We start from the raw sequence: 25192 nt of genomic DNA, 5'->3' as shown, positions 1-25192 counted from the left end.
GGACCCTAGACAAGTCCCATCGTTGCAGGTCAGGAGCACTCTCCGCTTATTTGATCAAGCCTCGGACACCCCACCTCGTGAAAGCGCGAGGCTAGGCCAGGAAGAAGCCTCTCAAGCCCTTCGCTCGCCACTCTCGCGCCTCCCGAAAGCAGCGCCCCGACGGGCTCCGGGGAGCCCCGGGAGAGAATCCGGGGAGAAACGAATGGCAGCCCGGCCTTGCGCTGCGGAATCGAGCCCTTCGGTTTCCCGCCGGCGCCCCGAATGGGGCTGACGCTGCTCCGATTTTAAATTGTCTGAATTTCGTGGCAGCCGCTGCCTTGTGGGACGGAGTGCTCCCGGTGAGACTTACCAACCGGTAAAGGAAGAGTCATGAGATCAAGGAGAGCTATGCGGCGGCTCATCGTGGGAATGATCAGCGCGACCCTCTTGATCCTGAGCATCGGAGTGGTTCCGGCCGGGGCGGACAGTTCATCCCAGGCCACCGAAAGTGCGCGGCACGGGCAGACGGCGCAGGATGATTCGGCGTGCAGGACCGAGTACACAGCGGGCGGCTGGGACGCGATGCCCTGCGTCTCACTCACCAGTTCAACGTTCGACGGCTGGGGGTATTTGTGGGCCCACCCTTCATCGTGTGCCAACTACCGCATCTACTTGGTTGACGCCGCCACTGGGAAACTGGTGCAGAGCACAAGCGCCAGGGCGTGCAGTGAAACAATTTCTCCCGATGTTTTTGCGGATGCCTCACGCTTCACGCAGCTTCGGGCCTTCACGCGATTCAGGGCCTTCAACAGTTCCGGCGGCACAATTCTGACCCTCGACAGCCCCGCGGTTCAATACTGAGCCTTTCTCAACCGCGGGTTGAGGCGCGGCGAAGGACGAAGACGGCCTGATGGTCGTGGCAGCGACGGCCGAAGCCGTCGCTGCCACTCATGCAGGGATACCGCTCATAGTCGGCGCGATTGCCCCCGGCCGGATGTTCAGGTGCACGGAGTGTGATCTTCTCGCTTCACATGACGCGAGTCGTCCATTGCAGATTGGTCGGCACCGGCGGGAACAGCGGTGGATCAATGCGGAACTGCGCTGCAGAACCGCCTGCGGGCACGTATTGGGTGAGGCCGGTGTAGCTGTACCGCGCGTCAGGACCCTCGCCTATGGCGAGAGGAGCGATCAGCGTCGGTACGCCGAGGCAGTTGGTGTAGTCGATCGTGACCGTCGTACCGGAACCCCCCGGCTGGGCCCACGTGGTGCCACATGGTGCGGCGACTGCGTCGCGGTGGGCCCGGTGGACCGGGGCGTTCGTGCGCAGCCGGGCCGCGTCCTTCGTCGCGGACGGTGTGTCCGGGCGATGGGCGTCTGCGTTCGGCGGGACGGACTTCGCGTGAGAGGCCGTTCCCGCCGCCTGTGGCCGGCACTGACTGATGGCCTGGAGCGTGGTGGGCTCCGGGGGGAAGTACGAGGGATCGATCACCCACCGCGTGCCCTGCCCGGGCTGCACGGTCCGGCACACCCGGGCGAGCGTGTACCGCGACTCGTTGCCTTCTCCCACGGCGTACGGCGCCACGGACAGCGCGGTCGACCCGCAGTTCACGTACTGCATGAAGACCGTGCTGTTGGCGCCGCCGGCCTGTTGCCAATTCACTCCGCAGGCCGCTGCCCCGGCCGAGCGAGCGGAATCCTCGGCGTCGGCCGACGGCATGGAGGCCACGGCTGCCTTGGCTGTGCCGGGGGTGCAGGTGGACTGGGGGTTGTCACGCAACAGCCCGCACGCCATGAGCCACGCCTGGCCGGGCCCGGTGTACCGGTCTTCCAACCCCTGCCGCAGATCGACCCATTGCAGGCGGGTGTCCGACACCGCAGCCGTCACCGACTGCTGGAAGTTGCGTCCGATCCTGCCGCGGTACTTGGTGGGTTCGGTGGCCGTCCCGGTCTTGGGATCGATCTTTCCGCCGTCCTTGTTCAGGCCGGTGTCGTCGCCGTTGAACGGTGCACCGTGCCGTACGTGGCCCCGGCAGGAACCGCTCGTGGTGTAGCAGCCGGTCGTGAGGTCGCGCGGGACGGCAGCGGCAGTGGGTTCCGGGGCGAGCGCGTTGAACAGCAACGACGGCGTGGTCATGTTCAGCCCGGGTGGATTGTCGAGGCCGACGGGCAGGCCGGGCGCGGAGATGTCGGCCCAGTTGGAGTGGGCGTAGAAGTCCTGCACAGCGTGCAGCAGTCGGCCCCAGTCGTAGAGCACCGCGCGTTTGGCCTGGGTGAATTCGGCCCCCGTCTTGAGCCGGTTGTCGGTGTCCAGCAGATTTGCTGCCTGGTCGACGGCTGAGGTGAATGCCTCCCGCGTATGGCGGACGCAGTTCAACAGGGCGGCGGACGCCTGCGCCCGCGTCTGCGGGTAGGCACGACCCGCGTCGTGCGACGGGTCGAGGTAGTCGGCGTTGTCGCAGTGGGCTTCGTCGCCGTCCGCGCCGCCCGGCTTGAAGGGGTTGTCGGGCCAGCCGACCGCCCCGAAGAAGTCGGGATTCTGGATGACCCCTCCGCCGCCGGCCAGCACGGTCAGTGATGCGGGATCGAAGCAGTAGTCGCTGTCGGTGCCGCTCTGCGGACAACCGAGCGCCGCTCTGGTGATGTTGGAGTGCTCACGCCCAGGGATCGTGCCGTATGCCTGGGCCTGTGGTGCCACGGCGATCGTGAACACGATTGGACTTGCGATGAGGCTGAATAAGCTGACCAGCGAGGTCCATGAACCTCCGAGCGTTCTGCGCGCCATACGCCCTCCTGATACAGGCTGAGTGGCGTTCACCATGGTGCACCCGAGGATCGCTCACCATCTTTTCAATCCTCGTCGAACAGTCCTGAACGTCCCGGACTTGGGTACCTGCGCGCCGGCCCCGGCCGCGGACGCCGGGGCGTGGGCATGCAGCCGCTGCTCCCCTGTCTTCAGCCTTCGCGGACCCATGTCTCATGGGTCCGCGTCGCGTGCAGGCCGAGTCAGCCGCCGACGTGGATGCCGGGGCGGCGGTCGGGGTCGGGTTCGTTGCTGCGGATGATCTCGCGGGTGACCGGAGCGGTGTCGCCGCGGCCCAGAAGGAAGTAGCGGAACATGTGCCGCAAGGGGCTGCCCTCGGCCCACGCGAAGTAGCAGTGCGGCTGAACACCCGTGGCGTTGCGCAGGGCGAGCAGGATCGCGGCGATCGCGTTCGGAGCGGCGGGGGCCTCGGCGCGCAGGATTCGGTAGCCGTCCACCTCTACACCGTGTACGGAGAGGGTCTCGCTGAAGTCGGACGGATCGACCACGTCGATTTCCAGGAACAGCACGTCGGCAGGGCCCGGCACCGGGTTGGTGCCGCGCTGTTCCCGCTCCTTGTGGGCGTACTCGGCGCTGTCGCCGGCCTGCCGCCGGTTGGCGATGATGTTGATGGCGTTGTCGTGCTCAAGGGTGTCCGTGACGAACCGGCGCGCTTCGTCGTCGAACACGATCCGGTCGGCGCGCAGTTCGGTGGTGCGTGAGACCCGGGAGATCAGTGACACGGCGATGATGCCGGCGATGAACATGCCCGAGATGGTGATGCCGTCGGGCTTGTCGACGATGTTGGCCACCAGCGCGTAGAGCAGGACGGCCGTGAGGAGCGCGAACCCTGTGCCGGCCACCCGCCGACGACTGCGGACGACGGACACCGTGACGGCGAACGCGCCGGAGACCATCATGGCCAGGATGCCGGTGGCGTAGGCGCCGGCCTGGGCGTCGACGTCGGCGCCGAACGCGATCGTGATGATGATGCAGAGGGCGGTGTAGACGATCACGACGGGGCGTACGGCGCGTCCCCATTCCGGGGCCATGCCGTAGTCGGGGAGATACCTGGGCACGATGTTGATCAGCCCGGCCATCGCGGACGCGCCCGCGAACCACAGGATCAGGATGGTGCTGACGTCGTAGGCGGTGCCGAACGCCTCGCCGACCTTCTCGTGCGCAAGCCAGGCCAGCGCCCGGCCGTTCGCCTGGCCGCCGGACTCGAACTCCTTGTGCGGGATGAGGACGGTGGTCACGAAGCTCGCGGCCAGCAGATAGACGCTCATGACGAGCGCGGCGGTGGTCAACAGCCGCCGCGTGTTGCGGATCCGTGACTGCTTCTGCTCCTCGGGGTCGCTGCCCTTCGCGGAGATGAGGGGCATCATGCTCACGCCGGTCTCGAAGCCGGACAGGCCCAGTACCAGCAGGGGGAACGCCAGCAGGGCGGGCCCTGCCAGATCTCCGACACCGCCTCCGCCGTCGCCGAGCGCGTCCGTCCACGCGGAGAACGCGCCCGGCGTGGTGAAGACGTCCACCAGACCGATGGCGATGACCGCCGCGTTGAGCGCCAGGAAGACTACGACCAGGGGGATGGCCACCTTGACCGCTTCGCTGAACCCGAGCAGGAACACCCCGCCCAGCACCACCAGCAACGCCACGGTGAGGGCGACCTCGTGACCGTGCAGGGCCTGCGGGAAGTAGGGGTTCTCCACCACGTGCACGGAAGCGTCCGCCGTGGACAGCGTGATCGTGATGATCCACGAAGTGGCGACGAAACCGAGCAGGACCAGTACGAACAGCTTTCCCCACCAGAACGGCAGGAGGTCCTCCAGCATCGCCACTGACCCGGCTCCGTTGGGGCTCTCCCGAGTCACCCGCCGGTACATCGGCAGCATCCCCACCAGAGTCAGCGCCACGATCACCAGCGTCGCCAACGGCGACACCGCTCCTGCCGCGAGGGCGGCGATCGCCGGGACGTAGGCCAGGCTGGAGAAGTAGTCGACCCCTGTCAGGCACATCACCTTCCACCAGGCGTGCTGCTCGGTGTGTCCCTCGCCTGCCGCGGGTCCGACCGGTTGCACCCGGTGGCGCAGCAGCCATCGCGCGAGGCTTCCGGTCGGCTGGGCCCGTAGAGCGGGACTCTCCACTTCTGCCGGTATGACCGGTTCCTTATCGACCTTCATGTCCCCCATCAGTCCTTCTCGTTCCCGCCTCGGGCAGCCGTCTCGGTTCACGCCATGGACGCGGCAACGAGTATGCGGCCTGGCCGAGGTTCCACGACCACCGGGTCGGCAGTCGCCGGCCGTGGCAACGGCACCCTTGTTCCCCGTACAGGACTCACTACCCGGCCGGTGCCGGCAATGCCGTAAACGGCGAAACGGCCGGTCCCCCGGGCCTGCGGGTCGAGCTGCCCCGTACCACCGGCTGTCCACAACTCGACGCCGGACGTCGGCCGTTCGTGTCCCGCGTGCGCTTCACCGGCATCCAGGCCCCGGCGGCTTCACCCCTTGCCGGTCTCGAAGGCCCGGATCCGACCGCCATGGTCCCGGGTGGTGGGGACCACCCCTGCGTCATCCGGGGGCAGCCCCGGCGGCGCCGTGCCGCAGCCGGGTGACGACCCGGTTCGCGGCCGTTTTCTGCAGCAGCCCGTAGGCGAGGACCGGCAGCAGCAGGTGGGGCTTGTCGGGCAGCGAGGTCGTGATCAGGACCGCGCTCGCGCTGCTGTTGTTCATGCCACAGGCCAGCGTGAGCGAGGAGGCGACGGGAGCGTCCAGCCGCAGGAGACGGGCCGCGGCCTGGCCCAGGGCGAAGGAGAGCAGGCAGACCAGGGCGGCCATGGCCAGCGCGGCGGCGAACAGCAGCGGCCGCGGCCGGTCGAGGAAGGAGCCGAGCGCGCCGCTGGCGTTGACGTACGTCAGGACGAGAGAGCCGACCACGGCCAGGGGTACGACCGTCCCCAGAAGCCGGGTGAGCCACCGCGGCGGGAGGACGAGAGCGCAGGCGAGACCGAGCGCGCAGGGCAGGACCACGGTGGTGAGGGCGAACCCCGTACCGGCGGAGTGGCCGGTGGCGACGAGTGTGTGCGCGTAGCCGCCGCTGAGCAGTGGTGCCAGCGTTGCCAGCAGCAACGGGGTGGTGAGCGGGCTGAGGAGGGTGGAGGCCAGGACGAGCCCCACCATGGTCGGCTGGTCGCCGTCCCCCTTGCCGGTCCACACGGTGGCCCCGGCGGCGACCGGCATCGCCACGATGAGGATCATGGCGCTGAGCAGTCCGCTGCCGCCGTCGGTGTCGGGGGTGCGGCGCAGCAGGAACGCCACGAACGGCACGATCAGCAGCGGGATCGCCAGGTGCAGCACGAGCCCGGCCAGTACCGCTTTCGGGCGCCGGAGCAGGCGGCCCAGCGCACGGACGGGCACCTGGAGCCCGGCCGAGAACAGCACAAGGGACAACAGGAGTGAGGTCGTGTGGAGCGTCGGGTGCGCCGGACCGCCGAACGGCAGAGTGTGGGGGCGGCGCAGCCACAATCCCGGCGCCGGAAGAACCAGCGCGACGGCGTAGGAGAGGACGACGGCACGGCCGAGTCGTCGCCGCAGCCACAGCGTCGCGCGCTCAGCCGGCGGCCGGGAAACAGTCGTATCGGTCACGGCGGCCTTTTCTGTCACGTGGGCGGGGAGCGGGACAGACGGCCACTATGTGCGGGGAGAACGCGCGACTGTGCATGAGCTCATCGTGACCTGGTGAAAGGTGCGGCGGGGGTGATCGCCTCGCGCAGTCAGGATGCTTTCAGGTAGCCGGTGGCACGGTCGGGCCTCATGACCTTCGAACTGTCCGAGACCCCCGAAGCCGCACGCGGCGGCGCGGCCCCCGCCCGGCACGGACATCGTCCGCGCTGGAACAAGGTGCCCGAAGTCACCCTCTACTTCTGGATCATCAAGGTGCTGTGCACCACGGTCGGCGAGACCGCGGCCGACCTGCTGAACGAGAAGGCCGGTCTGGGACTGACCGGTGTGTCGGTGGTGATGAGCGTCCTGCTGGCGGCCGTGCTGGTGGTCCAGTTCCGTACGCCGGCCTACCGTGCGGGCGTGTACTGGCTGGCCGTCGTGCTGATCAGCGTGGTCGGCACGCTGATCAGTGACAACCTCACCGACAACATGGGTGTGCCGCTGGAGACGAGCACCACGGTGTTCGCGATCCTCCTCGCCGTGGTGTTCGGCGTCTGGTACCGGCGTGAGCGCACCCTGTCGATCCACAGCATCGACACCACCAGCCGCGAGGCGTACTACTGGCTGGCGGTCCTGTTCACCTTCGCCCTCGGAACGGCGGCCGGCGACCTGGTCTCCGAGCGCATGGCCCTCGGCTACTGGCTCTCCGCCGTCCTGTTCGCCCTCGCCATCGCCGCCGTGGCGATCGCGCACTTCGCGCTCGGCCTGGACGCTGTCTGGAGTTTCTGGATCGCCTACATCCTCACCCGGCCGCTCGGCGCCTCGATCGGCGACTACCTCTCCCAGCCCACCGGCGACGGCGGACTCGGCCTCGGCACCGTCGTCACCAGCGCGCTCTTCCTGGCCGTCATCCTCGGCCTGGTCGTGTTCCTGTCCAGGACGCGCAAGGACGTCATCGAGCCGGACGGTGCGGCACAACAGGCCGCCTGACCAGCGAGGAAGGCGTTCAGGATGCGTTCAGGCGATGGCTGACAAGGTCAGGGACCACGGCCGTCGCCCGCGCCGGCCGATGTCACAGGGCGCCTGCCCCATAGGGGACGGGCGCCCTGTCGTCGTACCCCCCTGGACCTCGGCCCCGCCGGTTCCTCCGCCGTCCTGCCGGTTCCTCCGCCGCCCTGCGGGCTGTCCCGGTCGGCCTGGTGGCCTGCGCCCACACGCAGGAGAGGAAGAACGCCGTGCCGCTCTCCGCGCGGTAGCGGCTCCTCACCCGGCCGGCAGGGTGATCGTGAACCGGGCTCCGGGCGTGTGCCCGGGGTCGTAGGACACCTCGCCGCCGACGGTGCGGGCCAGGCGTCGGGCGAGCGGCAGCCCCAGGCCCGCGCCGTCATGCCCGTCCTCGGAGTCGGCACGTCGGCCGGGCTGGAACAGCTCACCGACGAACGCCTCCGGAACACCGGGACCGTCGTCGGTGACGTCGATGCGTACGGCACCGGACACCGGCAGCGCGGACACGGTCACCGTCGAGCGGGCGTACCGGACGGCGTTGGCGAGGAGCGGGCTGACGATGCGGTCCAGCAGGGCCGGCGCGACACCTGCCTCCAGCCGCCCACTAGCCGGCTCCACCACGGCCCTCACCTGATCCGGTGGGTCCAGCCGCTGGGCAAGACGGCACAGAACAGGGACGAGGTCGGCCGTGCCGGGAACCGTTGACGGATCGCGCACATTGTCGCGGGCGTCGTTCAACAACGTGTCGCAGATGGTGCGCATGGACTGGGCGGCCTCGGCCACCACCTCGTGGGTGGCGCGGGTCTCCTCGGCGGAGCGGGGGCGGCCCTGCCACCAGTCGAGTTCCGCGATGATCCGGGCGAGCGGGGTGCGCAGCTCGTGGGAGAGCTCTCCGGTCAGCTGCCGCTCGTGCCGCAGCACGGCACGGATGCGGTCCAGCAGCGCGTCCAGGGAGGCGCCCAGGCGGGCGAGCTCGACGGGGCGTTCCTCGGCACCCAGGCGGTCGTCGGAGGCGACGGCACTCCACTGGGTGGCCCGGTCGGTCATCGCCCGCACGGGGCGCAGCGCCCGGCCGACTGCCAGCCGGGTCAGTACGTAGGTGCACGCGAGCATCACGGCGTCCAGGACCAGCGATCCCAGCAGCAGGGTGTCGGCCGAGCTGCGGTACGGGGTGAGGTCGAGAGCCGTGACGATCGTGGCGGAGGCATACCGTCCGGGAACGGGCCGCGAACACAGTCGGACGGCCCGGGTGTCCGCAGCGTGAACGGTCACGCACGCCGGCCCGCTGCGGGCGGCCAACCGGTCGGCGGCTGTGGTCAGCGGGCGGTCGGCCCCGGCCGACGGCGGCTTCTCCAGCAGCCGCGTCCCGGTGTAGATCCAGACATTGGCGTCCAGGAGCCGGTCGTTGGCTGTTTCCAGCACACGCACGCGCGAGCCACTGGTGTCGACGGTCGTGGCGACGGCGGCCGCCCGGGTGCGCAGTTCGTCATCCGCCTGTACCTGGAGGTGGCGGTTGACCACGGCGTTGAACACCAGGGTCAGGACGGCCATCAACAGCGCGGCGGTGGTCAGCGCCACGAGGGAGAGCCGGCCGCGCAGGGTGCGCGGGGCCGGCCGGCGCAGGAGCCGGGTCACGCGGCACCGGCCGAGCGTCGTACGGCGCGGACTCCGGTTCATGAGAGCCGGTGGCCGATCCCGCGTACGGTGCCGATCGTCGCCCCGCTGGCCGCCTCACGCAGCTTGCGGCGCAGCCTGGTCAGGTACTGGTCCAAGGTGTTCTCGCTGACCTGCGCACCCTCCGGCCAGCCCGCCCTGACCAGCTCACGACGGCGTACGAGGTCACCGCCGGCCGCCATCAGAGTGGCCAGCAGACGGAACTCGGTCGGGGTCAGCGACACGGGGGCGCCGTGGACCGAGGCAGTGTGCCGGACAGCGTCGAGCACCAGATCACCCGAGGTGGCCGCGGGCTGTGGCGTGGCCCGCTTCAGGGCGGCGCGCAGCCGGGCGGCCAGTTCGGCGAGGTGGAAGGGCTTCGACAGGTAGTCGTCTCCACCGGCGGAGAATCCGGAGAGCCGGTCGGTGAGCCCGTGATGAGCGGTCAGGAAGATCACCGGGGCGTGGAATCCGTTGGCTCGCAGGGCCTGGCAGACGTCGCGCCCGTCCGCGTCGGGCAGTCCGACGTCGAGCACGGCGGCGGCGATGTCGTCGGTGACCAGCCGCAGGGCCGTGGCCCCGTCGGCGGCGGGCACGGGGGCGAAGTCCTCGTCGTACAGGCCACGGCGCAGGACGTCCCGCAGGGCATGGTCGTCCTCGACGACCAGGATCTTGGGGCGCATGGTCCTCCATGGACCTCGGAAGCGGCCGAACGACTACAGCCGAGTAGACAGTCGACACCACTGTAGACGAGCGTGGCGAGAGTGGTGAGCGTGCGCGTCCTGGACACATGGAGGGGCCCTGGTGCCGTACGGCACCAGGGCCCCGAAGGAACTGCTACACCATCTGCCGGCCTTGACACTGCGCCGGCGCGCTGTTTCCGCAGACCCGACCGAGACGCTGTCGGGGATGCGGGGATCGCGGTTGCTTGACCGGAGACCACCTCACTGTCGATGTCCTGCGGTACCCGGGCTCAGGACTTCCGCCCGGGCGATCCTGATGGCGCGGGGCTCCTCCGTTCTTCCCTCTGGGGTCAATCACTTACCAAGCGGGACTGCGTAATTCGGGTGATGCGAACTGCTGGTGCTGCGAACTGCTGGTGGAGCGCACTGCTGATGGCGCGTACTGCTGGTGCTGCGTACTGCTCGGTGGCCTGCGGAAGCGCCACGCTTCGGCAGCCGGCCCCGTCGCCCGTCACGCGTCTGCTCTGGCTTGGAACCCCACTGCCGAACTTCCCGGTGCGCGCGTCCGCAGCCGACGCCTTCACCGAGGTGCTGCTCACTGACTTCGCTGCTGGGTACTGCGTGCGCACTGCACTGACGAGTACTGCCACTGCGGCACTGCTCACGGCGGCCCCTGGTCACCGCGGGCCACCCGGTCCGGTCGCCAGTCCCGTCGCCTCCCTGCAAACAACCCTGGCTTCGGAACTCCACCACCGCACCGTCCTGCGCACTGCAACTGCGTTACTGCTGCCCGGCAGTTCGTGTCTGCCAGGCCCTGCGGTCTCTCTCGCTACGAGGGAAACCATAACCAGGCCAACGCCCAATGTCTACTCCGGCCACCATAGATTTTGACGTGTTCGACAGTGAGGTAATCGGCGTCGAACGGCGAGGGGGACGCGCGCCCGGCCGAGTCGTCGATTGCGCGGGCCGGACTTCGACGACGGGCACAGCCGGCGTCGCGCACCGGGTGCTCCCCGCCGCCCGCGGCGCCGGTGTCGCCCCTCACGGCACACACGCCTGGGCCCTGGAGAGATCGGCTTCCCCACCCGCAGCTGGACCGCTTAGGGCCAACTCTCGACAAGGCCCTCGCCATCCCGCCTGATCCGTCCGCATCCCGTCATCCCGCATACGATCGCCCCGTGGTCCTTTTCGTCCTGGAACGCGTTGCTCCCGCTTCCGTCTCCGAGGCCTGGCGGTGTCTCACCCGGTGGGAACGGCATGCCGACGTGGTCCCGCTGACGCGGGTCACGGTGGCCACTCCCCCGCCGACCGGCGAGGGCACCGTCTTCGTGGCGCGGTCGGGGATCGGTGCGCTGGCCTTCGACGATCCGATGGAGGTCGTCGCATGGACGCCTCCGCGGGAGGGCCGGCCCGGCGCGTGTCGGCTGGAAAAGCGCGGCACGTTCGTCACCGGGTGGGCCGAGATCGAGGTGCACGCGAGCGACCGCGGGGGTTCACGGATCGTCTGGCGGGAGGAACTGCGGGTGCGGTGGCTGCCCCGCCTGTGCGACCGCCCGCTGGCGTGGGTGGCCCGACGGATGTTCGGGCGGGCGGTGGACGGGTTGTTGCGGGGTGCCTCCGCCGAGCAGGCGTGACCGGGGCTCCCGGGATGAAAAAGGGGCCTCAGGGCCACCGACCCGGTACGCCGCTCGGGCCACCGGCCCTGTGCGCCGCCCAGGCCACCGACCCCGTACGCCGCTCAGGCCACCGACCCGATCCGCCCCGCCGGCGACGACGTCGCGTCGTGGTGGATCGGCGTATGCGCGCCGGTGAGGGACATCCCGCTGCCGCCGCGCCGGTTGGCGACGATCTCCGAGGCGATGGACAGGGCCGTCTCCTCGGGCGTACGGGCGCCCAGGTCGAGGCCGATGGGCGAGCGCAGGCGCGTCAACTCCCAGTCGGTGACGCCGACTTCGCGCAGACGCTCGTTGCGTTCCAGATGCGTCCTCCGGGACCCCATCGCGCCGACGTAGGCGACCGGCAGTCGCAGCGCGAGCTTCAGGAGCGGTACATCGAACTTGGCGTCGTGGGTGAGGACGCACAGGACGGTCCGGGAGTCGACGTCCGTGCGGTCGAGGTACTTGTGCGGCCACTCGACGACGATCTCGTCGGCGTCCGGGAAGCGGGTGGCCGTGGCGAACACCGGGCGGGCGTCGCACACCGTCACGTGGTAGTTCAGGAACTTGCCGATGCGGACCAGCGCCGAGGCGAAGTCGATCGCACCGAAGACGATCATCCGGGGTGGCGGGACGGACGACTCGACAAGAACCGTGAGCGGTGCTCCGCAACGAGAGCCCTGCTCTCCGATCTCCAGAGTGCCGGTGCGGCCGGCGTCCAGCAAGGCTCCCGCCTCGCCCACCACCGTGCGGTCCAGCTCGGGATGGGCGCCGAAGCCGCCCTCGTACGAGCCGTCGGGACGTACGACGAGCGCGCGGCCCATCAGGTCGGCGGGGCCGGCGACGATCCGGGCGACCGCCGCCGCCTCCCCACGGGCGGCGGCGGCCAGCGCTGCGGCGAACACCTCGCGCGTCGGCGAGGCCGCCCGGACCGGGGTGACGAGGATGTCGATGATGCCGCCGCAGGTCAGCCCGACGGCGAACGCGTCCTCGTCGCTGTATCCGAAGCGCTCCAGGACGGACTCGCCGTCCGCCAGGGCCTCTTGGCACAGTTCGTAGACCGCGCCTTCCACGCAGCCGCCGGAGACCGAGCCGATCGCCGTGCCGTCGGAGTCGACGGCGAGTGCGGCGCCCGGCTGGCGGGGTGCGCTGCCGCCGACGGCCACCACGGTGGCCACCGCGAAGTCGCGTCCCTGCTCGACCCACCGGTGCAGCTCTTCGGCGATGTCCAGCATTTCTCGGTCTCCTTAACAGCGGTGGTGTGGAGGGCGGGTCCCCCAGCGGGGCCGGCGGCGCGAGGCGGGCGCCGGCCCGGCTGCGGGACCCGGAGCGTCAGTGGACGCCCATCCAGCTCTCGATCGGGTTGAGGGCGAAGAAGACGAGGAAGATCACCGTCAGCCCCCACATGAACGCCCCGATCTCCCTGGCCTTGCCCTGGGCGGTCTTGATGGCGACGTACGACAGGACCCCGGCAGCGACGCCCGCGGTGATGGAGTACGTGAACGGCATGATCACGACGGTCAGGAAGACCGGGATCGCGGTGGCGCGGTCGGCCCAGTCCACGTGCCGGGCGTTCATCATCATCATGGCGCCGATGACGACGAGCGCGGCGGCTGCGACCTCGCCGGGGACGATCGCGGTGAGCGGGGTGAAGAAGAGGCAGGCCGCGAAGAACAGCCCGGTGACGACGGAGGACAGCCCCGTACGGGCGCCCTCGCCGACGCCGGTCGCGGACTCGACGAACACCGTCTGCCCGGAGGCACCGGCGACTCCGCCGATCGCACCGCCCGCGCCGTCGATGAACAGCGCCTTGGACAGGCCCGGCATCCGGCCCTGCGCGTCGGCCAGCTTGGCCTCCGTGCCGACGCCGATGATGGTGGCCATCGCGTCGAAGAACCCGGCGAGCACGAGGGTGAAGACGATCATGCCGACCGTCATCGCGCCGACCTGGCCCCAGCCGCCGAACTCGACCTTGCCGAAGAGCGAGAAGTCCGGCATCGAGACCGCGCTGCCGTGCAGTTCGGGAGCGCCGCTCGCCCAGTCCTTGGGGTCGATGACGCCCACGGCATTGAGGATCACGGCGATGACCGTGCCCGAGACGATGCCGATCAGGATCGCGCCGGGGATGCCCCGGGCCTGGAGCATGAAGATGAGCAGCAGGGTCGCCGCGAAGAGCAGGACCGGCCAGCCGGCGAGTTCACCGGCCGGGCCGAGGGTGACCGGCGTGGCCTTGCCCTGGTGCACGAAGCCGGCCTTGTAGAAGCCGATCAGTGCGACGAACAGGCCGATGCCCATGGTGATGGCGTGCTTCAGTGCCAGCGGGATCGCGTTCATGATCATCTCGCGCAGTCCGGTGACGACCAGGAGCATGATCACGACGCCGTACATCACGCACATGCCCATGGCCTGCGGCCAGGTCATCTGCGGGGCGACCTGCGAGGAGAGCACGCCCGAGACGGAGAGGCCGGCGGCGAGGGCCAGCGGCACCTTGCCGAAGAAGCCCATGAGCAGCGTGGTGGCGGCGGCCGCGAACGCGGTCGCGGTGATCAGCGCCTGCTGGCCGAGGGTGTCCCCGGCGGCGTCCTTGCCGGACAGGATGAGCGGGTTCAGCAGCAGGATGTACGCCATCGCCATGAAGGTGGTGACGCCGCCACGCACCTCACGCGCGACCGACGATCCTCTGTGGGATATGTGAAAGTACCGATCGAGCCAAGACCGGCCGGCCGGGACACGGCTGCCCGTGCCCGCGTCCTCCGCGGCGGTCTTCGGCTCCAGTGACTGCTGGGTCATGTGGGCCTACTCCCAAGGTTCAAAGGGGCACCCGCCCCAGCCGCCCTGACGGCTGGTCCGACCGCGAGCGCGGTTGCGGGATTTGGGAAATGCTTCGGCCGCACGACCCGGGGGACGGCCCGAGGCGAACGATCAGGATCTGCTGCTGGTACTGACTGGTGCGGCAAGTTCCGCGAGCGGTGCGGTACTTGGTTTCTCCGGGCGGTGCGGGCGGAGGGAAGTGTGACGTTCCCGGCCGGAAGTGTGACGTTCCTGGGAGGCACGCACCGCCCGGAGGGCTCAGGTCGCTCAGGCGGTGCCGGTGAGGTGCTCAGGGCGTACCGGCGTCCGGTTGAGCTCGAGTCCCGTCGCGTTCCGGATCGCCGCGAGGACGGCCGGGGTGGACGACAGGGTCGGGGCCTCGCCGATGCCACGGAGCCCGTACGGGGCGTGGTCGTCGGCGAGTTCGAGCACGTCGACCGGGATGGTCGGCGTGTCGAGGATGGTGGGGAGCAGGTAGTCCGTGAAGGAAGGGTTCCTGACCTTCGCGGTCTTGGGGTCTACGACGATCTCCTCCATCACCGCGATGCCCATGCCCTGGATGGTGCCGCCCTGGATCTGGCCGATCACGGAGAGCGGGTTGAGCGCCTTGCCGACGTCCTGGGCACAGGCCAGTTCGATGACCTTGACCAGGCCGAGCTCGGTGTCCACCTCGACGACGGCGCGGTGCGCGGCGAACGAGTACTGGACGTGGCCGTTGCCCTGGCCGGTGCGCAGGTCGAAGGCCTCGGTCGGACGGTGCCGCCACTCGGCCTCGACCTCGACGGACTCGCCCTCCAGCACGTCCACCAGGTCGGCGAGGACCTCGCCGCCGTCGGTGACGACCTTGCCGCCCTCCAGGAGCAGTTCCGCCGTCGCCCAGGCCGGGTGGTACGTGCCGAGCTTGCGCCGGCCGAGCTCCAGGACCTTCTCGCGGACGAGCTCGCAGGAGTTCTTGACGGCGCCGCCGGTGACGTACGTCTGTCGGGACGCGGACGTTGAACCGGCGCTGCCCACCTGGGTGTCGGCCGGCTGGATCGTCACCTGGGTGACGCCCAGCTCGGTGCGGGCGATCTGCGCGTGGACGGTGACGCCGCCCTGGCCGACCTCCGCCATCGCGGTGTGCACGGTCGCGACCGGCTCGCCGCCGACAACCTCCATGCGCACCTTGGCAGTTGAGTAGTCGTCGAAGCCCTCGGAGAAGCCGACGTTCTTGATGCCGACCGCGTACCCGACTCCGCGGACGACGCCCTCGCCGTGCGTGGTGTTGGACAGTCCGCCGGGCAGCTGGCGTACGTCGGCGCCCTCGGAGCTCTCCCACTGGCGCTCGGGCGGCAGCGGCATCGCCTTGACGCGGCGCAGGATCTCGGCGACCGGCGCCGGCGAGTCGACCGGCTGTCCGGTCGGCAGGAGCGTGCCCTGCTCCATCGCGTTGAGCTGACGGAACTCGACCCGGTCCATGCCCACCTTGTCGGCGAGCTTGTCCATCTGGGCCTCGTAGGCGAAGCACGCCTGGACCGCGCCGAAGCCGCGCATGGCGCCGCAGGGCGGGTTGTTGCTGTAGAGCGCGATGGCCTCGATGTCGACGTCTTCGATGACGTACGGACCGACGCTCAGCGAGGAGGCGTTGCCGACGACCGCCGGGGAGGCCGACGCGTAGGCGCCGCCGTCCAGGACGATCCGGCACTTCATGTGCGTGAGCTTGCCGTCCTTGGTGGCGCCGTGCTCGTAGGAGAGCTTCGCCGGGTGGCGGTGCACGTGTCCGAAGAAGGACTCGAAGCGGTTGTAGACGATCTTGACCGGCTTGCCGGTCCGCAGCGCCAGCAAGCAGGCGTGGATCTGCATCGACAGGTCCTCGCGGCCGCCGAACGCGCCGCCGACGCCGGAGAGCGTCATTCGGACCTTGTCCTCGGGCAGGCCGAGGACGGGCGCGATCTGCTTGAGGTCCGAGTGCAGCCACTGGGTGGCGATGTAGAGCTCGACGCCGCCGTCCTCGGAGGGCACGGCGAGGCCGGACTCCGGGCCGAGGAAGGCCTGGTCCTGCATGCCGAAGGTGTACTCGCCCTTGACGATGAAGTCCGCCTTCTTGGCGGCCTCGTCGGCGTCGCCGCGGATGATCGGCTGGCGGTGCACGATGTTCGGGTGCGGGACGTGGCCGATGTGGTGGTCGTCGCGGCCCTCGTGGATCAGGATCGCGTCGGGTGCGGTCGCGGACGCCTCGTCGGTGATGACCGGCAGTTCGCGGTACTCGACCTTGATCTTGGCGGCGGCGCGGCGCGCGGTCTCCGGGTGGTCGGCGGCGACGATCGCGACCGGCTCGCCGTGGTGGCGAACCTTGCCGTGCGCGAGGACCGGGGTGTCCTGGATCTCCAGGCCGTAGTTCTTCACCTCGGTCGGCAGGTCGTCGTACGTCATGACGGCGTAGACACCCGGGGTCTTCAGCGCCTCGACCGTGTCGATCGACACGATCTCCGCGTGGGCCACCGTGGAGCGCAGGATCTGGCCCCAGAGCATGTCCTCGTGCCACATGTCGGACGAGTACGCGAACTCGCCGGTGACCTTGAGGGTGCCGTCCGGGCGGAGCGTCGACTCGCCGATGCCGCCCTTGGTCTTGGTGCCCTGCGTGAGATTGGTGGGCGTACCAGTCGTTCCCATGGTCAGACCGCCTCAGACTGCCGGGCGGCCGCCAGGCGGACCGCGTCCATGATCTTCTCGTAGCCGGTGCAGCGGCACAGGTTGCCCGAGAGCGCCTCGCGGATGTCCGCGTCGGTCGGGGTCGGGTTGTGCTCCAGCATCTCGTCGGCCGCGACGAGCAGGCCGGGGGTGCAGAAGCCGCACTGGACGGCGCCCGCGTCGATGAACGCCTGCTGGATCGGGGCGAGTTCACCGCCCTCGCCGGTCCGCGAGTCCTGGCCCTTGGCCGCCCACTGCTGGGCGTCCTGCAGCGAGGTGCCGCAGGCACCGCTCGCGCAGCCGCTGTGCTCCTCGCGCTGCTTGGCGTACTCCGCGAGGCCCTCGACGGTGACGACCTCGCGGCCCTCGACCTGACCTGCGGCGACCAGACACGAACAGACGGGGACGCCGTCGAGGCGGACCGTGCAGGAACCGCACTCACCCTGCTCACAGGCGTTCTTGGAGCCGGGCAGGCCCATGCGCTCGCGCAGGACGTAGAGAAGGCTCTCGCCCTCCCAGACGTCGTCGGCTTCCTGCTGACGGCCGTTGACCGTGAAATTGACGCGCATTACGCGACTCCCTCCGTGCGGGCGGCGCTGCCGCGGTACGACTCCCAGGCCCAGGTGAGCGTCCGGCGGGCCATGATGCCGACCGCGTGGCGGCGGTAGCTCGCGGTGCCCCGGACGTCGTCGATCGGGTTGCAGGCGGCGGAGCAGAGGTCCGCGAACTGCTTGGCGACCGACGGGGTGATGATCTTGCCGCTGTCCCAGAAGCCGCCCTCGTCGAGCGCCGCGTTCAGGAACTCCTCGGCGGTCCTGGCACGGACCGGGGTGGGCGCGGCCGAGCCGATGCCGGTGCGGACCGTGCGGGTCTCGGGGTGCAGCGCGAGGCCGAAGGCGCAGACGGCGATGACCATCGCGTTGCGGGTGCCGACCTTGGAGTACTGCTGCGGGCCGTCGGCCTTCTTGATGTGGACGGCCCGGATGAGCTCGTCGGCGGCGAGCGCGTTGCGCTTCACACCGGTGTAGAACTCGTCGATCGGGATCAGGCGCGAGCCGCGCACGGACTCCACCTCGACCTCGGCGCCCGCGGCGAGCAGCGCCGGGTGGGCGTCGCCGGCCGGGGAGGCGGTGCCGAGGTTGCCGCCGACACCGCCACGGTTGCGGATCTGCGGGGAGGCGACCGTGTGCGAGGCGAGGGCCAGGCCGGGCAGCTCGCCGCGCAGCTGCTCCATGATCGTGGAGTACGGAACGGAGGCGCCCAGGCGCACGCTCTCCTCGCCGGCCTCCCACTCGCTCAGCTCACCGATGCGGTTCAGGTCGAGGAGGTACTCGGGCCGACGGTGGTCGAAGTTGATCTCGACCATGACATCGGTGCCACCCGCAATCGGCACAGCTGTGGGGTGCTCGGCCTTTGCGGCGAGCGCCTCCTCCCAGCTGGCGGGGCGAAGGAAGTCCATGAGTGGCTCTCTTCATTCGTAATCGAGGGTCGTACTGATCAAGCCAGATCGTGTGCGGCGGGCCCGGCTCGTTCATCTGCTGTTAACGCGGATTGACGTCAGTACACAGCCCTGTCCTCCACTGGGGTCAGTCACCGAAACCATGAAGGAGTTGGCTGGCCAGGGCGCGCATCTTGTAGATTCGTATGAACGGAGGTCATCAGTAACCTCTCCGCTTTCCCCGGGAAACATCCGGCACAGCCTGGGAATCAGTGAGCACAGCTCGCGAAAGCCCAGCACACAGCCTCGCAGGGACCCGGGACCACCGTCCGCGGGACCGGTGACCGCTCAGCGGGGACCGAGATCCCGCTCGCCGGGGCCTCATCCCGGATCCATCGTAGATTTCGAGACAAAGAACGGCGGCGACGAGACATGCGGCTGCGCGCACTGCTGGACACCGACGCGCTGGGCCTGCGGCTGCTCGGCGGCGAGGACGAACTGGATCGCACCGTGCGCGGTGTGATGACAACGGACCTCAAGGACCCCAGCCGCTATCTCTCGGGCGGCGAGCTGGTCCTCACGGGTCTCGCCTGGCGGCACGACTCGGGGGACTCCGAGCCCTTCGTCCGCATCCTCGCGGGCGCCGGTGTCGCGGCCCTCGCCGCCGGTGAGGCGGAGCAGGGCGACATCCCGGCCGACCTGGTCCTGGCCTGCACCCGGCACCGGCTGCCGCTCTTCGCCGTCAACGAGTCGGTGGCCTTCGCGACGATCACCGAGCACGTCGTACGGCAGGTGTCGGGCGAGCGGGCCGGGGACCTGGCGGCCGTGGTGGACCGGCACCGGCGGATGATGACGTCCGGTCCGGCGGGCGGCGGCCCCGACGTGGTGCTCGACCTGCTCGGTTCCGACCTGGATCTGCGGGCCTGGGTGCTCTCCCCCACCGGCCGGCCCATCGCGGGCGCCGACCACAACGGCCCCGGACTGCCCGCCGGCGTGTGCGCGAAGCTGGCCGCCGAGCATCTGGCGGCGTCCCGTACGGGACGGCGCGGGCCGCACCGGGTGGCGGTGGGCCCGACGACGTACTCGCTGTTCCCGATCCGCTCGTCCGGCCGCGCCACGGCCGCGTCCAGGGACGTGCGGGAGACGGTGCTGTCCGACTGGCTGCTCGCGGTCGAGGCGGACGCCGGGGACTGGCCGGAGGAGCGGCTCGACCTGCTCCAGGGCGTCACCCAGCTGATCTCGGTGGAGCGGGACCGGCGGGACGCGGCGCGCACGGTGCGCCGCCGGCTCGCCCAGGAGGTCCTGGAGCTCGTCCAGACCGGCGCGGCGCCCGCCGAGATCGCCGCCAGGCTGCGGGTGGCCGCTCCGGTGCTGCTGCCCGGCCTGGGGGCGGCTCCGCACTGGCAGGTGGTGGTGGCCCGCGTCGAGTGGGAGGGCGGCGACATCGAGGGCGGTCCGGTCGCCCAGTCGCTCCTGGAGGAGATCCTCGTCGACCCGCTGTTGACCGGCCCCGAGCACTCCGACCGCATCGCCGTCGCCCATACGGGTGACGAGGCGATCGCCCTCGTACCCCTTCCGGCGGTGTCCTCCGAGCACGACGGCTCCGAGTCCGGGCTGCTGGCCGACTCGCTCCTGGAGGCCGTACGGGATCCGCTGTCGGCGGGCCTGAACGACGACGGGCGGCTGACGCTCGGAGTGAGCGCCGCCGTGCACTCGGCGGAGGGGCTGCGCGGCGCGCTGGAGGAGGCGCGGCACGCCCGCCGGGTGGCCGCGGCGCGGCCCGGCCGGGTCTGCGCGGCCGGCCACCAGGAGCTGGCCTCGCACGTGCTGCTGCTGCCCTTCGTGCCGGACGACGTCCGCCGCGCCTTCACCGCCCGGCTGCTCGACCCGCTGCGCGACTACGACCGCCGGCACCGCGCCGAGCTGATTCCCACCCTGGAGGCCTTCCTCGACTGCGACGGCTCCTGGACGCGCTGCGCGACCCGTCTCCACCTGCACGTCAACACACTGCGTTACCGGGTGGGCCGTATCGAGCAGTTGACGGGCCGGGACCTCTCGCGCCTGGAGGACAAGCTCGATTTCTTCCTGGCGTTGCGGATGAGCTGAGGTCGTGGGCGTGTGAGCCGTGCGGTCCCAAGTGCCGCCGTCGGCCCACGACTTTGTGAAATCCTTCACCCACCCCCTTGGCCGGGCCCGCCGATCCGTGCTGAGATGCCACCACTCAACAGCTCAATGGTGTGCTCGGGGAGGGCAACGTGGCGCATACCGCCATGTCTGGTTCCGGAACGACTGCAGGGGACGATCCACTCCAGACCGCGGTATGGCGGCTGCGCTCGCGCGCCTGCTGGGCCGACGCGGCCGCGCTCCTCGAACCGCACACCGCGGCGGCGGCGCTGCAGAGAGCGTCCCTGCTCGTGGAGCGGTGTCTGTACACGGAGCAGGGCTGGGCCGAGGCCGAGGACGCGCTGCGGACGGCGGAGGCCCTGGCCCAGAGCGACGACGAACGGGGCGCGGCGGCCTGTGAGCGCGGGCAGCTCGCGTACGCGTCCACCCTGCTCGGCGTCCGGGACCGGGCGGACGAGGCACGGGTCGCGCTCGGCCGGGCCGCCGCCCTGCTGGCACCGGGCGCGCCGGGCCGGCCCGCGCTCGACTTCCGGCGCGGCCTCATCGCCGAGAACCTCGCCCAGTCCCCGCAGGCGGCCCGTGCCGCGTACCGCCGTGCGCACGCGGGAGCCACCGCTCTCGGCGACCCGCTGCTGCTCTCGTGCACCTGGCGCCACCTCGCCGGACTCGCCCTGCGGGAGGGCGAGTTGGCGGAGGCCCGGCACGGCTTCGCCGAATCCCTGCGGATCCGCGAGGAGTTGGGCTACCTCGTCGGTACGGCGCCGGCGCTGGCCTCGCTCGCGGACGCCGAGATCGAACCCGAGGCGTCCCGGCTGCGGGCGGAGGCCGGCCGGCTGTTCCGGCTGCTGGGCGGCGTTCCCACCTGGCTGGCCCACCAGTTGACGCCACCGGCGGCCACCGCCTAGGGCCTGTCCGGCGGATCCTGCGGTAGGCCCGTAAGCACCGGAGGAGGGCCTAAGCGTTCCGGACGTCCGCCCAGACGTGCTGGGCGAACGTCCAGGCCTCGGTGCGCAGTTCGGGGTTCTTGACCAGCAGGACGACGACGGCCACGAGGAGCAGGAACTTCAGCAGTCCACCGAGGCCCGTCCCCGAGCGGGACCGGCGGCGCCGGGCGCTCGTCTCGTTCATCTCGCGGAAGCGGCGCTGCTCGTGCTGCCGCTGCTGCGCCTGCCACGCGGGGTCGGGAAACATCATGGTCACCCCTGGAGTCGGTCGTCCGTGTGCCGGGGAGCACGCGGCCGGCCGGTCCTTGGTTGCCCGCGCGCAGAGGTCGTTGCGTGGAGTCCACGGATCCGTGACAAGGGCGCGGTGAAGGGGACACACCGGGAACAGAGCGGTGGCGGCGCGGCCGGCACGCGGCCGGGCCCGGCGCAGGGCCTACGCGCCGGTGAAGTGCTCGCGCACCAGCGACTGCACCACGGTGAGGTCCTGGGCGATCAGCGCCTCCAGCAGGGCCGCGTGCTCGGCCGCGTCGGCCACCAGATGGGCGCGGGCGCGGGAGACGGGGATGCCGACGAGGGGCCACTGGGCGCGGCGGTGCAGGTCGTCGGCGATCCGCAGCAGCTGTTCGTTGCCGGCGAGGGTGAGGACCGCGCGGTGGAAGGCACGGTCGGACTCGGCGTAGGTCGCGCGGCATCCCGAGGACGCGGCGCGTGCCGTCGCCTCGGCCAGCGGACGCAGTTCCGCCCAGCGTGCGGCGGCCACCGTGCGCGCCAGGCGCAGCATGACGGGGACCTCGATCAGGGCCCGGATCTCGGCGAGTTCGGCCAGTTCGCGGGCGCACCGCTCGACGACCCGGAAGCCGCGGTTCGGTACCACCTCGACGGCACCTTCCAGCGCGAGCTGCTGCATCGCCTCCCGGACGGGCGTCGCGGAGACCCCGAAGCGCTCGCCGAGCGCGGGCGCCGAGTACACCTCTCCGGGGGCCAGCTCGCCCGAGACCAGCGCGGTGCGCAGGGCGTCGACGATCTGTCCGCGGACGGAGGACCGCTGGACGACATGGCGCCCCTCGACGCGGGGCTGCGGGATGGGCGTCTCACTGTGCGTGTGCTCGCCCCGGGCCGCGCCGCCGACCGCCGCGGGACCGCGGGCGGCGCCCCGCTCCCGGTCCACGTCCGCCGCCCGCGGCTGCGTGGGGACGCGCACGGCGGCCCCCCGGACGTCCGGCGCCCCCGTGACAGCGAAGCCGAGCACATCGCGCGAGCCGGTCTGCTCCACGGGGTCCTCCTCCGGGCTTGGTGGTACTTGGGGGTCATTGCGGCGGTTGTTACCCGTCCGTCAAGCACCATAGGCGCACCCGGCCCCAGTTCAAACCTCCACCGCTTCGAGTAAGGTAAGGCTTACCTTCAAACGACCGTGAGGCGGTGGCCCCCGCATGTCCGCTCCCGCTCCGCCCACGGACGCCCCGGCCACGCAGGCTGCGGCCACGGCCGCCCCCGCTCATGCCGCACATCCGGCCCGCACGGTCCTCACGGACGCCTACGCCCGGCTGACCGAGGTCTTCCCGGCGCTGACCGTGACGGAGCTCGGCCCCGGGCAGGCGGCTCCACGCGGCGACGGCTGGGCCCACGCGGCCCGGCTCGCGGAAGGCGGAGCCGACCTCGACGCGTTTCTCGCCTGGGACGAGGAGCAGGTGCTGCGGGACTACGGTCAGCGGGCGCGACCGGACGTCGTGGCCGGCTTCGGGCTCCACCGCTACGCCTGGCCCGCCTGTCTGCTGATCACCGTCCCGTGGTTCCTGCTGCGCCGGGTGCCGCGCTTCCCTGTGGAGCACGTCACATTCCAGCGCGCCCTCGGACGTCTGGCCGTACGGGTCGACGAGTTCGCATGTCTGCCGGACGATCCGGCCGCCGGCCGGCCCGGCGCCCGGGTGGTGGCGAACGAGGAAGCGCTGGCGGCCGAGGTGCGGGCGGCTGTCGCCGAGCACCTGGAGCCGGTCCTCGGCGCCTTCGGCCCCCGGATGCGCCGACGCGGCCGCGCCCTGTGGGGCATGGCGACCGACGAGATCGTCGAGGGGCTCTGGTACGTCGCCCAGCTGCTCGGCGAGGAACAGCGGGCCATGGGCGAGCTGGAGCGCCTGCTGCCCGGAGCGACCCGGCCGTACGTCGGGACCACCGCGTTCCGTGAGTTGACCGGGCCGGAAGGCCAAGCGCTGCCCACCCGGGACCGGGTGAGCTGCTGCCTCTTCTACACCTTGCGCCCCGCGGACACCTGCATCACCTGCCCGCGCACCTGCGACGCGGACCGGGTCGCCAAGTTGACCGCCGCCGGGGCTCGTTGAGCCTTCACGGCCGTCCGACGCCCCGCCGTCCCCCGAAGTCAGCTCCCCTTGCGGACGTCCGCCCCGACCCGCCGCAGGACGTCCCGCGGCCGACAGGCATTTCACGATTCCCCCACCTGTCGCAGGAACTTTCCGCCGAACCACCCGTACGGGTCATTCCAATCGCACTCAACTCCCCTCCCTCGCGCGGCAGTTCGAGACGAATGCCGCCCTGTGCGGGCCCTTGCGGCCTCTTGTCCCGAAACCCCCTGAGCGCCGACGGGTTTGGGCCACTATGGCGGGCGTTACGCCCTATCCCAATGCAAGGGACCCCTGATGAGACTGACCGACATATCGCTGAACTGGCTGCTTCCGGGCGCCGTTCTGCTCTTGGGCATGCTGGCGGCGGTGGCGGTACTCGCGCGTGGCAAGCGGTCCGGGGAGAGCGCGCACACCGATGACTCGTGGGAGCGCAGCGAGGAGCGACGCCGGCGCAAGGAGGCCCTCTACGGCACCGCCTCCTACGTGCTGCTGTTCTGCTGTGCCGCGGTCGCCGCGGCGCTCTCCTTCCACGGCCTGGTCGGCTTCGGCGTGCAGAACCTCGGCCTTTCCAACGGCTGGGAGTACCTCGTCCCGTTCGGCCTGGACGGAGCGGCCATGTTCTGCTCCGTGCTCGCGGTGCGCGAGGCCAGCCACGGTGACGCGGCACTCGGCTCGCGCATACTGGTGTGGACCTTCGCGGGTGCGGCGGCCTGGTTCAACTGGGTGCACGCGCCGCGGGGCATCGACCACGCGGGCGCTCCGCAGTTCTTCGCGGGCATGTCGATGTCGGCCGCGGTGCTCTTCGACCGGGCGCTGAAGCAGACCCGCCGGGCCGCGCTGCGGGAGCAGGGCCTGGTCCCGCGCCCGCTGCCGCAGATCCGGATCGTCCGCTGGATGCGCGCGCCCCGCGAGACGTACAGCGCCTGGTCGTTGATGCTGCTCGAGAACGTCCGCACCCTCGACGAGGCCGTGGACGAGGTGCGCGAGGACCGGCGCCAGAAGGAGCAGACGCGGCTGCGCCGCCGGGAGCAGGAGCGGGTCGAACGGGCGCACCTCAAGGCGCTCAGCCGCGGTCACCGGGGCCTGGTCGGCCGCGGCGGCTCGCGCGAGCTGGAGACGACCGTGGAGCGGGCCCCCGCGCAGGCCACCGCGGACCCTGCCATATCGGCGCCGGAGCAGCTGCCCGTGCGCACCCGTCCCTCCCTGCAGCCCGTCCGCGGCAGCGGCACTGAGCCGGTCATCGACCTCACCGCGGAGGACGACACGATGGCGCTGCCCCGGCTGGACTCGCTGGAGCGCAAGCTCAAGGACCTTGAGCAGCAGTTCGGTTAGGACAGGTCCCGGGCCCGGACGCGATGTCCGGGCGGAACCGGACGCATCACTGGACGGCGGCGCGGTGTGCTCACAC

The 25192-nt window shown here is 70.8% G+C and carries 19 protein-coding genes; 7 read left to right on the top strand and 12 right to left on the bottom strand.

The features are described from left to right. Positions 1 to 387: 387 nt before the first annotated feature. A complete protein-coding gene (locus ACFWM2_RS28790; protein ID WP_383285975.1) occupies positions 388 to 840 on the top strand; it encodes a hypothetical protein in 453 nt (150 codons plus the stop codon). 166 nt (positions 841 to 1006) lie between these two features. Here ACFWM2_RS28790 and ACFWM2_RS28785 read toward each other — a convergent pair whose 3' ends face one another. The 3 genes from ACFWM2_RS28785 to ACFWM2_RS28775 all read right to left on the bottom strand — a co-directional run bounded on the left by ACFWM2_RS28785 (position 1007) and on the right by ACFWM2_RS28775 (position 6426). Further along, the gene (locus tag ACFWM2_RS28785; RefSeq protein ID WP_383285973.1) at positions 1007 to 2761 is read right to left on the bottom strand and encodes a hypothetical protein; all 1755 of its coding nucleotides are present in this window, start codon (positions 2759 to 2761) and stop codon (positions 1007 to 1009) included. A 221-nt stretch (positions 2762 to 2982) separates the two neighbouring features. Continuing rightward, positions 2983 to 4965 carry an amino acid transporter gene (locus ACFWM2_RS28780; RefSeq protein ID WP_383285971.1) on the bottom strand — a complete coding sequence of 661 codons (1983 nt, stop codon included), beginning with the start codon at positions 4963 to 4965 and terminating at the stop codon, positions 2983 to 2985. Between the two features lie 387 nt (positions 4966 to 5352). Next, on the bottom strand, positions 5353 to 6426 hold the full coding sequence (locus ACFWM2_RS28775; RefSeq protein WP_383285969.1) for a sodium-dependent transporter: 1074 nt from the start codon (positions 6424 to 6426) through the stop codon (positions 5353 to 5355). Positions 6427 to 6594: 168 nt separating this feature from the next. On the opposite strand from ACFWM2_RS28775, the gene ACFWM2_RS28770 reads away from it, so the two are divergent. Beyond that, entirely contained in the window at positions 6595 to 7434 is an 840-nt protein-coding gene (locus ACFWM2_RS28770; protein WP_383285967.1) for a hypothetical protein, read from the top strand. 273 nt (positions 7435 to 7707) lie between these two features. Here ACFWM2_RS28770 and ACFWM2_RS28765 read toward each other — a convergent pair whose 3' ends face one another. Then, positions 7708 to 9126, bottom strand: a complete 1419-nt coding sequence (locus tag ACFWM2_RS28765; protein WP_383285965.1) for a sensor histidine kinase — start codon at positions 9124 to 9126, stop codon at positions 7708 to 7710. Beyond that, positions 9123 to 9785 carry a response regulator transcription factor gene (locus tag ACFWM2_RS28760; protein ID WP_383285963.1) on the bottom strand — a complete coding sequence of 221 codons (663 nt, stop codon included), beginning with the start codon at positions 9783 to 9785 and terminating at the stop codon, positions 9123 to 9125. The genes ACFWM2_RS28765 and ACFWM2_RS28760 overlap by 4 nt, the downstream gene beginning before the upstream one ends. A 1178-nt stretch (positions 9786 to 10963) precedes the next feature. On the opposite strand from ACFWM2_RS28760, the gene ACFWM2_RS28755 reads away from it, so the two are divergent. Continuing rightward, complete coding sequence (locus ACFWM2_RS28755) at positions 10964 to 11419, top strand: SRPBCC family protein (RefSeq protein WP_383285961.1); 456 nt, start codon at positions 10964 to 10966, stop codon at positions 11417 to 11419. Positions 11420 to 11523: 104 nt separating this feature from the next. Here ACFWM2_RS28755 and ACFWM2_RS28750 read toward each other — a convergent pair whose 3' ends face one another. The 5 genes from ACFWM2_RS28750 to ACFWM2_RS28730 form a co-directional block, all read right to left on the bottom strand. Further along, a complete protein-coding gene (locus ACFWM2_RS28750) occupies positions 11524 to 12675 on the bottom strand; it encodes an XdhC family protein (RefSeq protein ID WP_383285959.1) in 1152 nt (383 codons plus the stop codon). A gap of 97 nt (positions 12676 to 12772) precedes the next feature. Further along, entirely contained in the window at positions 12773 to 14230 is a 1458-nt protein-coding gene (locus ACFWM2_RS28745; RefSeq protein ID WP_383285957.1) for an NCS2 family permease, read from the bottom strand. Between the two features lie 288 nt (positions 14231 to 14518). Then, complete coding sequence (locus ACFWM2_RS28740; RefSeq protein ID WP_383285955.1) at positions 14519 to 16903, bottom strand: xanthine dehydrogenase family protein molybdopterin-binding subunit; 2385 nt, start codon at positions 16901 to 16903, stop codon at positions 14519 to 14521. Positions 16904 to 16905: 2 nt separating this feature from the next. Further along, positions 16906 to 17490, bottom strand: a complete 585-nt coding sequence (locus tag ACFWM2_RS28735) for a (2Fe-2S)-binding protein (RefSeq protein WP_383285953.1) — start codon at positions 17488 to 17490, stop codon at positions 16906 to 16908. Beyond that, positions 17490 to 18380 (bottom strand): FAD binding domain-containing protein, encoded by an 891-nt coding sequence (locus ACFWM2_RS28730; protein ID WP_383285951.1) that lies wholly within the window; start codon positions 18378 to 18380, stop codon positions 17490 to 17492. Before ACFWM2_RS28730 ends, ACFWM2_RS28735 begins: the two co-directional genes overlap by 1 nt. A 411-nt stretch (positions 18381 to 18791) precedes the next feature. Here ACFWM2_RS28730 and ACFWM2_RS28725 point away from each other — a divergent pair, with 411 nt between their 5' ends. Both ACFWM2_RS28725 and ACFWM2_RS28720 read left to right on the top strand, forming a co-directional pair. Next, positions 18792 to 20465 (top strand): PucR family transcriptional regulator, encoded by a 1674-nt coding sequence (locus ACFWM2_RS28725; protein WP_383285949.1) that lies wholly within the window; start codon positions 18792 to 18794, stop codon positions 20463 to 20465. A gap of 149 nt (positions 20466 to 20614) precedes the next feature. Next, positions 20615 to 21388, top strand: a complete 774-nt coding sequence (locus ACFWM2_RS28720) for a hypothetical protein (protein WP_383285947.1) — start codon at positions 20615 to 20617, stop codon at positions 21386 to 21388. 49 nt (positions 21389 to 21437) lie between these two features. On the opposite strand, the gene ACFWM2_RS28715 is transcribed toward ACFWM2_RS28720, so the two are convergent. Together ACFWM2_RS28715 and ACFWM2_RS28710 are read right to left on the bottom strand one after the other, a co-directional pair. After that, on the bottom strand, positions 21438 to 21677 hold the full coding sequence (locus ACFWM2_RS28715; RefSeq protein WP_383285945.1) for a hypothetical protein: 240 nt from the start codon (positions 21675 to 21677) through the stop codon (positions 21438 to 21440). A 183-nt stretch (positions 21678 to 21860) separates the two neighbouring features. Then, positions 21861 to 22700 carry a GntR family transcriptional regulator gene (locus ACFWM2_RS28710; RefSeq protein ID WP_383285943.1) on the bottom strand — a complete coding sequence of 280 codons (840 nt, stop codon included), beginning with the start codon at positions 22698 to 22700 and terminating at the stop codon, positions 21861 to 21863. Positions 22701 to 22857: 157 nt separating this feature from the next. Here ACFWM2_RS28710 and ACFWM2_RS28705 point away from each other — a divergent pair, with 157 nt between their 5' ends. Next, positions 22858 to 23763, top strand: a complete 906-nt coding sequence (locus ACFWM2_RS28705) for a (2Fe-2S)-binding protein (protein WP_383285941.1) — start codon at positions 22858 to 22860, stop codon at positions 23761 to 23763. A gap of 315 nt (positions 23764 to 24078) precedes the next feature. Beyond that, a complete protein-coding gene (locus ACFWM2_RS28700; protein WP_383285940.1) occupies positions 24079 to 25116 on the top strand; it encodes a DUF2637 domain-containing protein in 1038 nt (345 codons plus the stop codon). Positions 25117 to 25192: the final 76 nt, after the last annotated feature.

Source organism: Streptomyces sp. NPDC058371 (assembly GCF_042723265.1).
GTDB lineage: Bacteria > Actinomycetota > Actinomycetes > Streptomycetales > Streptomycetaceae > Streptomyces.
Note: the sequence above shows the minus strand (reverse complement) of the source record. Positions and strands in the feature narration are given on the sequence as shown.